At 61.7% G+C, this 13678-nt stretch carries 12 protein-coding genes; 7 read left to right on the top strand and 5 right to left on the bottom strand.

Features of this window, described 5'->3' with window-relative positions; translation table 11 throughout:
- Nucleotides 1-67 precede the first annotated feature (67 nt).
- The 4 genes from LG281_RS15720 (at nt 68) to LG281_RS15705 (ending at nt 6860) form a co-directional block, all read left to right on the top strand.
- Nucleotides 68-1726, top strand: a complete 1659-nt coding sequence (locus tag LG281_RS15720; RefSeq protein WP_404402326.1) for a murein L,D-transpeptidase — start codon at nt 68-70, stop codon at nt 1724-1726.
- 208 nt (nt 1727-1934) lie between these two features.
- Entirely contained in the window at nt 1935-3662 is a 1728-nt protein-coding gene (locus LG281_RS15715) for a DUF882 domain-containing protein (protein ID WP_404402324.1), read from the top strand.
- Nucleotides 3663-3951: 289 nt separating this feature from the next.
- A complete protein-coding gene (gene dxs / locus LG281_RS15710) occupies nt 3952-5892 on the top strand; it encodes a 1-deoxy-D-xylulose-5-phosphate synthase (RefSeq protein ID WP_404402322.1) in 1941 nt (646 codons plus the stop codon).
- Between the two features lie 83 nt (nt 5893-5975).
- Complete coding sequence (locus tag LG281_RS15705) at nt 5976-6860, top strand: alpha/beta hydrolase family protein (protein ID WP_404402320.1); 885 nt, start codon at nt 5976-5978, stop codon at nt 6858-6860.
- 8 nt (nt 6861-6868) lie between these two features.
- On the opposite strand, the gene LG281_RS15700 is transcribed toward LG281_RS15705, so the two are convergent.
- Nucleotides 6869-8020 carry a hypothetical protein gene (locus tag LG281_RS15700; protein WP_404402318.1) on the bottom strand — a complete coding sequence of 384 codons (1152 nt, stop codon included), beginning with the start codon at nt 8018-8020 and terminating at the stop codon, nt 6869-6871.
- Between the two features lie 233 nt (nt 8021-8253).
- Complete coding sequence (locus LG281_RS15695; RefSeq protein WP_404406790.1) at nt 8254-8538, bottom strand: DUF2312 domain-containing protein; 285 nt, start codon at nt 8536-8538, stop codon at nt 8254-8256.
- A gap of 209 nt (nt 8539-8747) precedes the next feature.
- Here LG281_RS15695 and LG281_RS15690 point away from each other — a divergent pair, with 209 nt between their 5' ends.
- Together LG281_RS15690 and pyk are read left to right on the top strand one after the other, a co-directional pair.
- Nucleotides 8748-9221, top strand: coding sequence for a DUF1036 domain-containing protein (locus tag LG281_RS15690; protein WP_404402316.1), 474 nt, complete (start codon nt 8748-8750; stop codon nt 9219-9221).
- Complete coding sequence (pyk, locus tag LG281_RS15685; protein ID WP_404402315.1) at nt 9218-10654, top strand: pyruvate kinase; 1437 nt, start codon at nt 9218-9220, stop codon at nt 10652-10654. Before LG281_RS15690 ends, pyk begins: the two co-directional genes overlap by 4 nt.
- Before the next feature lie 183 nt (nt 10655-10837).
- Here pyk and ykgO read toward each other — a convergent pair whose 3' ends face one another.
- Nucleotides 10838-10963, bottom strand: coding sequence for a type B 50S ribosomal protein L36 (gene ykgO, locus LG281_RS15680; protein WP_231804201.1), 126 nt, complete (start codon nt 10961-10963; stop codon nt 10838-10840).
- A 258-nt stretch (nt 10964-11221) separates the two neighbouring features.
- Here ykgO and LG281_RS15675 point away from each other — a divergent pair, with 258 nt between their 5' ends.
- On the top strand, nt 11222-11689 hold the full coding sequence (locus LG281_RS15675; RefSeq protein WP_404402312.1) for a response regulator: 468 nt from the start codon (nt 11222-11224) through the stop codon (nt 11687-11689).
- 10 nt (nt 11690-11699) lie between these two features.
- On the opposite strand, the gene LG281_RS15670 is transcribed toward LG281_RS15675, so the two are convergent.
- Together LG281_RS15670 and LG281_RS15665 are read right to left on the bottom strand one after the other, a co-directional pair.
- Complete coding sequence (locus LG281_RS15670; protein WP_404402310.1) at nt 11700-12689, bottom strand: ABC transporter ATP-binding protein; 990 nt, start codon at nt 12687-12689, stop codon at nt 11700-11702.
- Nucleotides 12689-13678: an ABC transporter ATP-binding protein gene (locus LG281_RS15665; protein ID WP_404402308.1), complete on the bottom strand. Its 990-nt coding sequence runs from the start codon at nt 13676-13678 to the stop codon at nt 12689-12691. Before LG281_RS15665 ends, LG281_RS15670 begins: the two co-directional genes overlap by 1 nt.

Genomic DNA, 13678 nt, shown 5'->3' with positions numbered 1-13678 from the left:
GCCGCGCCGATGGGGCTTGATGCGCGTTTTGGGCAATGGGCAAAAACCGTTTGAAACCGGGCATTTGATGAAGAAATTTTATCTAGGGGCGTTCGCCGGCCTTTCCATGCTGGCACTGACATCGAACGCAATTGCACTCGAATCGGTCGTCATCGGCGGCGTCGAGGCTTCGCGCATCGTTATCGCACCGCCGCAAAATCCGCTGGCGACCACGATACGCCAGGGCCTGCGCGACGCCATTGAAGCGGCGCCAGAGGGCAGCAGGGCCGAAACCGATGCTCGGCAGCTTTACTATTTCTATGGCGCGCGCCATTTCGAGCCCCTCTGGCTGACCGAGGATGAAAACGGCACGATTGCGTTCTCGGCCCAGGCCCAGGACGTCATGGATCTGTTCGAAAATGCCTATCTCCAAGGCCTGGACCCCAAGGACTACCTGACCGAAGATCTGGACGTCAAAGCCGCCGCCGGCGACCCTCAAGCGCTGGCCGCGCTCGAAGGGGCTTTTTCCGCCGCGATGCTCCGCTACGCTCAGGATGCCCATTCCGGTCGCCTCGATCCGCGCACCGTGTCCGGTTACATCGACATCGCTCCGAAAAGGATCGACGAGACCACCCTGTTCGACGCGCTCGCAGCGTCGGACGACCCCGCCGCGATCCTCATGGGGTACCACCCCACCCACCGTGAATTCGTAGCCCTGCGCGAACTTTTGGCGAAACACTATGCCGGCGAAATCGAAGCGCCAGTGGTGATCGACGACGGCAAGCTGCTGCGCCCGGGTATGACCGACCTGCGCGTCCCGGCGCTTCGTGAGCGCCTCGGCATTGCGCCCCCCGAGGACGAAACCCTCCCGCCGGACCTCTACGACGAGACCCTCGTTGCCGCGGTAGAAGCCTTCCAGGGCGAAATCGGTTTGAATGTCGACGGCGTCGTGGGACCGGCGACTGTAGCCGCGCTCAATGGCGCCAACGGCGCAACCATCGCCGATATCGTCGCCAATATGGAACGCTGGCGCTGGATGCCTGAGGACCTGGGTACCTTCAATGTCCTCGTCAACGTTCCCGAATTCCGTCTGGACGTCATGCGCGACGGGCAATCGGCCTGGAACACCCGCGTTATCGTCGGCACTGCGCGCAACCAGACACCGATCTTCTCGGATATGATCCGGCACGTCGTCACCAACCCTTACTGGAACGTCCCCTCCTCAATCCTCCGCAACGAGGTGATACCGCGCGTCCTTTCGAACCCCGGTTATATTGCCAGTCAAAACATGGAACTGCTCTACGGCGGCCGTGCAGTCGATCCTTGGAGCGTGGACTGGACCGAGGCCAACCCCAATCAATTCCGCGTCCGTCAACGCCCGGGAAGATCGAATGCGTTGGGACAGGTCAAATTCCTTTTCCCCAATTCCCACGACGTCTACCTGCACGATACCAACGCCCGTGGCCTGTTTGCCCGCTCCATGCGCGCATTGAGCCATGGCTGCGTCCGCGTGCAGGACCCTTTCGCCTTCGCCGAAGCCCTGCTGGAGCACGAGCCGGACCTCACTGTTGCCGCGCTCCAGAACACCTTGGGCGGCAGCGAGCGCTGGTTCAACATGGAACGCCAGGTGCCCGTCCACCTCGCCTATTTCACTCTGCGTGTGGGCGAGGACGCAACGGTGCGATCCTATGGCGATATCTACGGTCACAACGCCCGCGTCATCGAAATGCTCGGAATGGAGCGCTGACCGACCGCCGTAGAATCCCCTATTCAGCAAGCAGGGACCTTTTAAGCACCCGGTAACATTTTCGCCCCACCCGCGCCGTGTTGTGCTCTTATAGGCTCACCGGAGCAGGCAGGGGTGGCATTGGGCTCCCGTTAGCGTTAACAGTCTCTAGATGGAGTTTGTGTTAGCGTTTTCGTAGCATTTGACACAAATTACGGGCGGTCCGGGCGTGGCGTATAGGGGTATCGAGTTTTACGAACGCATGATGCGCATGGTGTTGGCTTGCCTTTTGGCGCTGACGGCCATTCTTCCGACCACGGTGCCCGCCAACGCGGCAAGCGAGCGGACACTCTATCTTTACTACACCCACACGAAAGAAACCGCGCGCATCACCTTCAAGCGCAACGGCCGCTACGTGCAGTCGGGCCTCGACCAGCTCAACTGGTTCCTGCGCGACTGGCGCCGCAACGAACCCACCGAGATGGACCCTGCGCTGTTCGACATCATTTGGGAAGTTTATCAGGCTACCGGCTCCGATCAGCCTGTTCACGTGGTCTCGGCCTATCGGGCTCCCGAAACCAACGCCATGCTCGCCGCACGCTCTTCGGCTGTCGCTAAGAACTCCAATCACATGCGCGGCATGGCCATGGATTTCTACATTCCCGGCGTTCCGGTCTCGAAAATCCGCGAACTCGGTTTCCGCATCCAGGGCGGCGGCGTGGGCTATTATCCAAATTCCAACAGCCCGTTTGTGCATCTCGATACCGGCTCGGTCCGAGCCTGGCCGCGTATGACCACGGCGCAATTGCGTCAGATCTTTCCCGACGGCCGCACCCTGCACGTTCCCTCGAATGGCAATGTTCTGAGCCAGGAAGGGCGCGCCTGGGCGCAAGCGCAATATAGCCAGTGTCACCGTGTACCATGCGGTTCCGGTTCGAACCTGACGGGCGGCAGCGGTTCCGATACGCAAGTAGCCGATAACCGGCCCACGCGCACGCTCATGGACCTGTTCACCGGGGAAGGGAATTCGAACGAACAGCAAGCAAGCCAGCCGACACAAGTCGCGAGCGCACCCACCCAGCGCAGCGTCAACTCGGTTCCCGTAACGCCGGCTCCCCCTCCTGCATCTTCCGCGCCCATCGCGCTCGCAAGCCTGCCGCCCGAAAGGCCGGCGGCTCTAAGCACCGCAACGGCGGCTGCCGAAGCCGCCCCGCAGAACATCCCCTTCGAAGTGCGCGAAGGCACCGCCGCCGGCGCCACCCAGGTCGCTGAGCTCATCACCGAAGCCCAGGCGCCTGTTCCGCCCTCGCTTTCACGCGATCTCGCCCAATTGCGCACTGCCACGCCTTCAGCCGTCGAAGGCGGGAATGAAGGCACGCTCGCTATCGCCGCGCTTGAAGCCAATGCCCCCGAACCGCAGCCGCGGCCGGACTTTGCACCCGCCGTCGTCGCGTCGGCTTATGCGCCCACCGCCAGCGCAACCACCAACCTTGTGGATGGCGAGCGGGCGCAATCCGCGCCGGCGCCGATCATGCGCCCTGCACTCTCCGAAACGCCACTGCCCCAAGACATCCTCACGCCCGACCGCATCGAGACCGCCGGCATCAATCCCCAAATGGGCCTTGAGAGCTTCGCCGACCTTTTCGAAGGGCCGATCCTTCCGATTGACGGCAAGCCGGACGAAGCTACCGCCAACGCGCTTGCCAGCCTCACGACCCGTCCCGGCGAACTCTACGCCCCCGACATCGGACACGTCACCGAGACGCTTTTGACGCCAGTCGCCGTCGCAAGCGCCCACTATGGGTTCATGACCGAGCCTGATAACGCCGATTTCGATCCTTCGACGCAGCCGGGCAATACCGCGCTCGACACAGGTTTCAGCCCCACCACTGCCCTTGGCGTCGGCATGTCGAGCTTCGGCACGATGCCCTCGATCCTTGTGACGCTGCCAAGATAAGCTGGGGCTCACTGTCGCACTTAGGGCCTGCTAACACTTATAGACGGGGGTTTGATTTTGCATAAATCGTTCAATGCCAAGCGTTTCTCGCAATGCGGGGTTGTCCCCCGTGCTGCGGGAAACGCGCTGGCAGTGGACGATTTATGCAAAACCCTCCGGGCGGGTCATGGTCCTGTCTATAAGTGTTAACGCGCCCTAACCCTGTTTGGTTGCCAAAAGGCGCTGATCTGACTACATCTTGGGGCAACTCTGATGCGAGCGCATCAGCCTCATAGTTAAGGTCAAATCAGTGCCCGAAAAGCCGTCCACCCCGCTGCTCGATACCATTTCGTCCCCTGCCGACCTCAGGGGCTTGAGACACGAAGAGTTGCGTCAGCTCGCCGACGAGCTGCGCAGCGAAGTGATCGACGCGGTCTCGGTGACCGGCGGACACCTTGGCGCAGGCCTCGGCGTGGTCGAACTGACCGTCGCGCTTCACCATATTTTCGATACCCCGAACGACCGCGTCATTTGGGATGTCGGCCACCAGGCCTACCCGCACAAGGTGTTGACCGGGCGCCGCGACCGCATCCGCACACTACGGCAAAAAGACGGTCTCTCTGGCTTCACCAAACGCAAGGAAAGCGAGTACGACCCATTCGGCGCCGGCCATTCCTCAACTTCGATCTCCGCCGGGCTCGGCATGAAGGTTGGTTCGGACTTGAAAGGGGAACAGCGCAACGTCATTGCCGTCATCGGCGACGGCGCGATTTCTGCGGGCATGGCCTACGAAGCCATGAACAACGCTGGCGCCATGGATGCCCGGTTGATCGTCATCCTCAACGACAACGACATGTCGATTGCCCCCCCCACCGGCGCGATGAGCGCCTATCTCGCCCGACTCGTCTCCGGCCCCACCTATCGTGGCCTTCGCGATGCGGCCAAGCACATGAGCCAGATCCTGCCTCCCTTTTTCAAGGACAAGGCTAAAAAGACCGAGGAATATGCCCGTGGCTTCTGGACTGGCGGCACATTGTTCGAAGAATTGGGCTTTTACTATGTCGGCCCTATAGACGGGCACAATCTCGACCACTTGCTGCCGGTCTTGAAGAACGTCCGCGACGCCGAAAACGGCCCGATCCTCGTGCACGTCGTGACCCAGAAAGGCAAGGGCTATGCCCCCGCCGAGGAAGCCGCCGACAAATATCACGGGGTTTCGAAATTCAACGTCATCACGGGCGCCCAGTCCAAGGCGCCCTCCAATGCCCCGTCCTATACCTCGGTCTTTGCGCAAAGCCTGATCGCCGAAGCCGAACGCGACGAATCCATCGTCGCGATCACTGCGGCCATGCCCGGTGGCACGGGGCTCGATAAGTTCGCTAAAGCCTTCCCTACCCGTACCTTCGATGTCGGAATCGCCGAGCAACACGCGGTCACCTTCGCCGCCGGGCTCGCAACGGAGGGGCTCAAACCCTTCTGCACGATCTATTCAACCTTCCTCCAGCGCGCCTACGACCAGGTCGTCCACGACGTCGCCATCCAGAAGCTGCCGGTGCGCTTCCCCATCGACCGCGCCGGCTTCGTTGGCGCCGACGGCCCCACCCACGCGGGGTCCTTCGACATCGCCTATCTCGCCACGCTGCCCGACTTCGTTGTTATGGCCGCCGGCGACGAGGCGGAGCTGCGCCACATGGTCACGACCGCCGCCGCCTACAACGAAGGCCCTATCGCTTTCCGCTATCCCCGTGGTGAAGGCGTCGGTGTCGAAATGCCCGAGCGCGGGCACATCCTCGAGATCGGCAAGGGCCGCATCCTGACCGAGGGCACCAAGGTCGCCCTCCTCTCCTTCGGCACGCGCCTCGCCGAATGCCGTGCCGCCGCCGAAACGCTAAATGCCCACGGCTTCCCCACGACCGTCGCCGACGCGCGTTTCGCCAAGCCCCTCGACGAAAAGCTCCTCGCCGACCTCGCCCGCAACCATGCGGTGCTCCTGACGGTCGAAGAAGGTGCCATCGGCGGCTTCGGCTCCCACGTTGCCACTCGGCTCGCCCAGCTTGGCCTGCTCGACTACGGCCTAAAATTCCGCCCCCTGATGATGCCCGACCGCTATATCGACCAGGCGAGCCAGACCGATATGTACGCCCAGGCCGGCCTCGACCGCGCCGCAATCGTCGAAACCGCGTTGCGCGCGTTCGGCGATGAAGCGGATGCCTTGAGGGCGCTGCACGCTGCGGGGCATGAGGGCGCATAAATCCCCCGATTACGGAATTTTCGACGGCAGGTTCCTTTTCCTCGCGCTCTTGCTAAGACGTCACTTGCAAGAGGAGGGCAAGGATGACGATTACCCGCGCCCGGTTCGCTCAAATTCTGGGATTTGAGGAACCTGCAATAAAACTGGTGTCGGCACACACCGAGCAGAACGGCGGCTACACCCTCGAAGCCCTCCGCCTGCGCATCGGTGAAACCGAAATTCGTGCCTTTCTCACGCGCCCGACAGACATCGACGCCCCACGTCCGGCAATCCTGTACGCCCACTCCCACGGTGGCGGATACGACATCGGCGCCCGCGAAATGCTCGACGGCCGGGAATATCTCCAAGACCCCCTCGGCCCCGTCCTCGCGTGCCTCGGTTATGTGGCACTGGCCATCGACATGCCACTCTTTGGCGAACGGAACACGGTCAGCGAATCCGCCGCCTCAAAGGCGCTGCTATGGTACGGCAAGTGCATGATGAGTCAGATGCTTTCCGAGCAGGCCGCCGCGCTCACCTATCTCGCAAGCCGTACCGACGTCGATGCCGGCCGCATCGGCGCCTATGGCATGTCCATGGGCTCCACGTTGAGCTACTGGCTCGCCGCGCTCGACGACCGGATCAAGGCCGTCGCCCACCTCAACTGCTTCGCTGATCAGCGCACCATGATCGCACTGGGCGCTCATGACGGCCACGGCATCTATATGACTGTTCCGGGCCTCTTGGCGGAAACCGACGCCGGGGATATCGCCGCCCTCATCGCGCCGCGACCGCAACTTGTCTGCCTCGGCGGTTCGGACGCGTTAACGCCCATGCCCGCAATCGAACGCGCCTGGGCCGATCTCGAACCTGCCTATGCCGGTGCTCCAGAGAAGCTCGTACGCATTCTCGAACCGGATGCAGGCCACGAAGAAACGCCCGCCATGCGGCGGGCGGTCCTCGATTTTTTCGCCAGGTATCTGGGCTGAACGGGCGCCTACGGGCGGTATTCCCGCGCCATGTCGACATCGTCGAGCCACAGTACCTGTTCAGCGATCCATTTCCGGGCGAGCGGATCGTCTGCCGCGGGCATCCAACCGTCCGGCACGTTGCCCGGCGTCGGGCCGGAGAAATAGACCGCCAGATGCGGTGTGCCAGGCTTCGAACAGATCATGCCCGCCGCAAAGACCTCGAGCCCCGGCGCGCATTCCATGCCCTCCCAGTGGTCCACCATCTTGTCTCCCGGCCAAATGCCCAGTTCGCTGCCAATGCCGGGATCGGTCGAGGAGATCGAAACAAGCGGCCCGTCGAGCAGATAGTCCACCCTTACAATGCCACTCTCGGTGTCGAAAGCGAGCGTCGAATACATTCCGGCTTCCCCCATGACTTCATCCGTGCGGATAAGCGCGGCACTTGGGAGGAAACCGGACAGGTTTACATCGGAATATGTGCTTTGCGCTGTAATCGGGCCGAGGCCATCCGGCGTAATCCAAAGCACGCCAGCCTCGTCGCTCCCCTCAGGAGACATCTCCGTTTCCCCGCCGCGCCCGGTTTCCACGACCGTATCGCCAACGCGCTCGATCATGATGCTCAGCGGCGTATCGGGCGCGTCGGCCATGGGCTGATCCGCCCCATGCGTGAGCGCTCTAATGACGAACTGACCTTCCCCGAGATAGTCGAGCCCCTTCCAGTCGGCCCGGTCGTCGACGAAAATCGAACTGCGCTGAACCAGCGCCCCGTTGACGAGCTGGAAATAACCGAGCGTCAGCATCGTGCCGGAACCGCCAGTGTTCGCATAGTAGGGTATAAACACGAACCCTTCGTCAGGCGCGCTGCTGGGATCGTCAAAAACGAGGATTTCGCCGTCCGCGCTCAAAAGCGCATAATAGCCGGACTGCCCTCCGTCCTTGCGGAAAACGGGGGCATAGGTCGCAAGGGCACTGCCCTCCGGAGCCTCGAGCGCGCCACCTCCATCCGGAGGGAACACATAGCCGGGCACCAGAAACGCCCGCGCCGTCTCGGCCGGATCGGCACCGATGGCGATCGTCATGCTGCCTGCACGCTCAAGCGATTCGGCGCCGGAACCTGGCGCCGTAACGGCCTCCCCCACCATGGTGGTCGTCTCATCCGTAGCAGCGACCGCACCCATACCGGATGTTTCCGTTGGCACCGGCTGCGCGCTCTGATCCGCTTGAGGTTCATTCCGGCTGCCGCATGCGGCAAGACCGGACGCACTTGCCACGACGGCCGCAAGCATCAACAGCTGCCATCGATCACGTCTCCACATCATCGTCCCCTGTTTTCGAAATCCTTACGCCCCGCGAGCGCAATTCAGCAGCAGATCGTGTCAAATTTCGGAAGCGGATGGCGTCAGATGCGGCCTTATTCCGCCGCGTCGGCTTCCGCGTATCCTTCCGGAGCATCGAAAACCATCCCGAGCGCATGCATGTAAAGATCGAGGATCGCTTCCTGCTCGGCCCGCTCGTTACGGTCCTGCTTGCGGATGCGCACGATCTGCCGCATGACCTTAGTATCGAACCCGCTGCCCTTGGCTTCGGCGTAGACTTCCTTGATATCGTCCTGGATCGCCTTTTTCTCTTCCTCCAACCGCTCGATGCGCTCGATGAAGGCGCGGAGCTGATCGCGTGCAATTCCGTGGTCGGCCATCATGGGACTCCTTTCGTTTGGACCTTTATCAATCCCAACCGCGCAGTGTGTGCAAGTGCCCGCTCCACTTACTCACAACCCAATCCCTCCTCACCTTTCCGCGATCCTGCCCATAATGTGGGCAGCAACCTAATTCGGCCAAAACATGGCCTTAGCAATTGACAGATGCACCCCTCTTTTGCTCAAACCATCCAGCGTTCGAACCAGCCATGCGAACTGTCACCTTGCCGTCATTGCTCCGCAATACCTTGCCCGCAATTCTCTTCGCGCTTACCGCCGCTCTCGGGGGTATGACGCTCTTTCCCGATCAGGCCCGGGCAGACCTGCGCGTGTGCAACGAAACCCAGAACAAGGTATCCATCGCACTCGGCTATCGCGCCGAGGCCGGGTGGCAGTCCGAAGGTTGGTGGGTAGCAAACCCCGATGCCTGTGCCATCGTTTATCAGGGACCGCTCAACGCACGGTATTACTATCTATACGCCGTCGACGACATTGGTGGCGGCGCTTGGGACGGCTCGGTGTTCATGTGCACCCAGGATTCCCCTTTCACCATTTTCGGCGTCGAAGACTGCCTGGCGCGCGGCTATGAGCGCACCGGTTTCTTCGAGCTCGATACCGAAGACAAAACCGATTGGACGCTGCAATTGACAGAGGCCAATGCAATTACCCAGGAGCCCCAATGAGAAGATCCCGCAGCGTCAAGATTCTCGCCACCCTCGGCCCGGCATCCAACGACCAGAAGATCATCGAAGAACTGGTTCGCGCGGGCGCCGACGTTTTCCGGATCAACATGAGCCACGCCAGCCACGATGTGCTGCGGGAGACTGTCGCCAAAATACGGGCGGTCGAGAAAACCATCCGCTACCCGATCGGCATTCTGGTCGATCTTCAGGGGCCCAAGCTACGCGTCGGCAAATTCGCAGAAGGTTCGGTGATGCTCACCCCGGGCGAGACCTTCACGCTCGACACCTCCGAAATGCCAGGCGACAAGACCCGTGTCTATCTTCCGCACCCGGAGATTTTCTCTTCGGTCAAGGTCGGTGACAGGCTCCTGCTCGACGACGGCAAGCTCGAATTGAAGGTTGCCGCCAAATCCGCCGAAGCGATCAACTGCTCTATCGTTTACGGCGGCAAACTCTCGGACCGTAAGGGCGTCTCCCTGCCCGACACCCTCCTGGGAATGGGCGCACTCACGGAAAAAGACCGCGCCGACCTTCAGGCTGGTCTCGAAGTCGAAGCCGATTGGATCGCACTTTCCTTCGTCCAGCGCCCCGAAGACATTATCGACGTACGCAAGATCGTCCAGGGCCGTGCCGGCGTGCTCGCCAAGATCGAAAAACCCCAGGCGATCGACCAATTGGACGAAATCATCAAACTCTCGGATGCCATCATGATCGCCCGCGGTGACCTTGGCGTGGAAATGCCGCTCGAAGCGGTTCCGGGCTTGCAAAAGCGCATGATCCGTATGTGCCGCCGCATGGGCAAGCCTGTGGTCGTCGCCACCCAGATGCTCGAATCCATGATCACCTCGCCCGTGCCGACCCGCGCCGAGGTCTCCGACGTCTCCATCGCCGTCTTCGAGGGCGCCGACGCCATCATGCTGTCCGCCGAAAGCGCATCGGGATCCTACCCGGTCCAGGCTGTCGCAACCATGAACAAGATCGCCGTAGCGGTTGAACAGGACAGCAATTTCCAGGCTATCATCCGCGCCCAGGCGACCCAGCCGGAAGCTACCGCCGCCGACGCAATTTCCGCCGCCACCCGGCAGGTCGCCGAAACGCTCGATCTCGCAGCCATCGTCACCTATACATCCTCAGGTTCGACCGGGATCCGCGCCTCACGCGAGCGTCCCGCCAAGCCGATCATCGCGCTTTCGCCCAAGATATCGACGGTCCGCCGGCTATCGCTGGTGTGGGGCCTGCACTGCGTGCAGACCGAGGATGCGATCTCGCTCGACGACATGGTCGACCGCGCCTGCGCCATCGCCTATCTCGAAGGCATCGCCCGTCCGGGGGACCGCGTCGCGATCACCGCCGGCGTGCCGCTCGGCACTCCCGGCGCCACCAATATGCTCCGCATCGCCTTTGTCGGGCAGGATGGCGCTGGCGGGTCTTAGAGCGTGTCCAGAAAAAGTGGGAGCCACTTTTTCGGTTCGGACACGCGCCAAGCCAAGTCCGTGATGGTGCCGTGCTGGATCCAATTCAGCACGGCACCATCACGGTCGCTCCGAAAACGATCAAAGAAAAAGCCCGCCTCTTTCGAAGCGGGCTTTTTCAATTCAAACGGTCGAACGCTACAATCAGCCCTGGCGGACTTTCATGCGCTTGTTGACCTTGTTGATGATGTAGACGCGGCCACGACGACGGACCAGCTTGTTGTCGCGGTGCCGGGTCATCAGCGCCTTGAGCGAATTACGGACTTTCATTTCTACTGCCTCGGACAATAAGGGAACGGCGCGGGCTCAAGGCACCGCGAGAAAAGTTGGCCGGAACATAGGGGCAAAGCCCGTATCTGTCAACGCGCACGACAGATCCACCAGAGAGGATTTCCGATCATTTTTCCGTCCCGAACTTTCCAGCTTAATCAACCCTTTACGCGTAGCTCCCTAGGATACCTGTCTAAGCGAGGTTCAACCGCCGGAAACCATAGGATGTCCCCAAATCTCCCTGGAGAAGGACAAGCAATGCCGGCGCGCGTTCTTGTCGCGGTTCCTCACAAGGCCCTCGCGTCTGTCATCGCGGGACTGCTGCGCGGCATTGGCGTCAAATGGATCAGCGAGACACATGACAGCGCCTTTACAGCCAGGCTTCTCTCCGAGCGCGCCTTCGACGCGGTGGTTCTTGACAACGACATCGGCCCAGAGGGCGGCATCAAGCTCACGCGCCACCTGCGCATAACGAACGGTCCCAATAAAACCGTTCCCGTCATCATGATCTCAAGCGGCGCCGACCGCAGGCACATCGAAAGCGCCCGCGACGCTGGTATTCACGAATTCTTACGCCTACCGATCAGCGCGGAGGTTCTGCGCGTACGGCTCGCCGCCGCCACCGCCAACCCGCGCGCCTTCGTCTCCGCGCCCGAATACGCAGGCCCGGATCGCCGGCGCCGGCGGAACGCCTATCGCGGCGCCGAGCGCCGCACAAACCGGTAAGCGGTAGAGCCTAAATCTCCTGCCACCGGATGCAGGAGACGTAGCGCCCGCCCCCAACATGCTCGAGCGGCGGTGTCACCTGCGCACATCGCTCCTGCGCGTGCGGACACCGCGTACGGAAATAGCACCCCGAGGGTGGATTGATCGGCGAAGGAATTTCGCCTTTCAGCCCCTCGATCGTGCGCTCGCGCGCGCGTTTAGGGTCAGCAATGGGCACGGCGGTAAGAAGCGCCCGGGTATAAGGATGTTTGGGATCGGTGTAGAGGTCCTCGCCCGTCGCCAGCTCGGCGATGCGCCCGAGGTAAAGCACCATGATTCGATCCGAAACGTGCCGCACCACCGAAAGGTCGTGGCTGATGAAGACCAGCGTCAGCCCGAACTGCTCCTTGAGATCCGCGAGCAGATTAAGGATCTGCGCCTGGATCGACACGTCGAGCGCGGAGACAGGCTCATCGCAAACGATCAGCTTGGGTTCGGTCACCAGCGCCCGCGCGATGCCGATCCGCTGTGCCTGTCCACCGGAGAATTCGTGCGGATAGCGATTGATCATCTCTGGCAGAAGCCCAACCGCTTCCATCACCTCCATCACCCGCGCCATGCGCTGCTTGCCTTTCATGTCGGGCCGCAGCGTCTTCAAGGGATCGGCGATGATCTCGCCCACGGTCATGCGCGGGTTGAGCGAAGCGAGCGGATCCTGAAAGATGATCTGCAAATCCTGCCGTGTCCGGCGCATCTCGTCCTTACTCAGCGCGGTCAGATCCTCGCCCAGCCACACAACCTTGCCCTCATCGGGCTCGATGAGCTGCAGAATGCAGCGCCCCAATGTGGATTTCCCGCACCCGGATTCCCCGACAATGCCGAGCGTTTCGCCGCGCCCGACGGTAAAGCTCACATTGTCGACAGCCGTCAGCGTCAGCGGCGGACGGAACAGACCGGCATGGATCGCGAAGGTCTTGGTAAGGTTTTCGACGTTCAAAAGCACGCCTGTATCCTGCTGCATCAGGCCACCTTTTCTCTTTCTTTGACGGCGTCATCGTGGAAGCAGGCGGTTACACGCCCATCCGCACGCGGAATGAGCGCGGGCCGTTCCTTGAGACACTGCTCGGTCTTGAAGGCACAGCGCGGGTTGAACGCGCAGCCGGGCGGCAGGTGCGTGAGGTTGGGCGGCAACCCCTTGACCGGATCGAGCCGTCCCAACTTCGCTTCCACACGAGGTGTCGAATGCAGAAGCCCAAGCGTATAGGGATGCCGGGGGCTGTAGAACAATTCGTCCACGGTGCCTTTTTCGACGGCGCGCCCGGCATACATGACCATCATCTGGTCCGCGAGCCCCGCGACGACACCCAGATCGTGCGTGATCATCACGAGGGCTGTATCGAAGGTATCGGTCAGCTCCTCGAAAAGCTTGAGCATCTGAGCCTGCACTGTCACGTCGAGCGCCGTCGTCGGCTCGTCCGCGATCAGCACCTTGGGCTCGCACAAAAGCGCCATGGCGATCATCACCCGCTGACGCTGCCCACCCGAAAGCTCGTGCGGATAGGCGCGGATAACGCGCTTGGCGTCCGGCAGGCGCACGGTTTCCAGCATGGTCCTGGCGCGTTCGAGCGCTTCGGCGGGTTTCATCCGCTTGTGCCGCTCAAGCACTTCGACCATCTGCTCGGAAATCCGCATATAGGGATTGAGCGAGGTCATCGGATCCTGGAAGATCATGGCGATGTCCTTGCCGCGGATTTCGTCGAGCTGACGTGGGTTCATCCCCACAAGCTCGGTACCCGCCAGCTTGGCACTGCCAGTGGCGCGTCCGTTGCGCGCAAGAAGCCCCATGATCGAAAGGAAAGCCTGGCTCTTGCCGGACCCGCTCTCGCCCACGACCGCAAGCGTTTCCCCCGCCTTGAGCGAGAAGTTCATGTCGGTTACCGCATGAACTTCGCGGTCATGCAACTCGAAAGTGACCGTAAGGCCTTTAACATCGAGTACTGTCTCTGCCAT

The organism is Pelagibacterium halotolerans (assembly GCF_044811015.1).
In the GTDB taxonomy this organism is placed as follows: domain Bacteria; phylum Pseudomonadota; class Alphaproteobacteria; order Rhizobiales; family Devosiaceae; genus Pelagibacterium; species Pelagibacterium halotolerans_A.
Note: the sequence above shows the minus strand (reverse complement) of the source record. Positions and strands in the feature narration are given on the sequence as shown.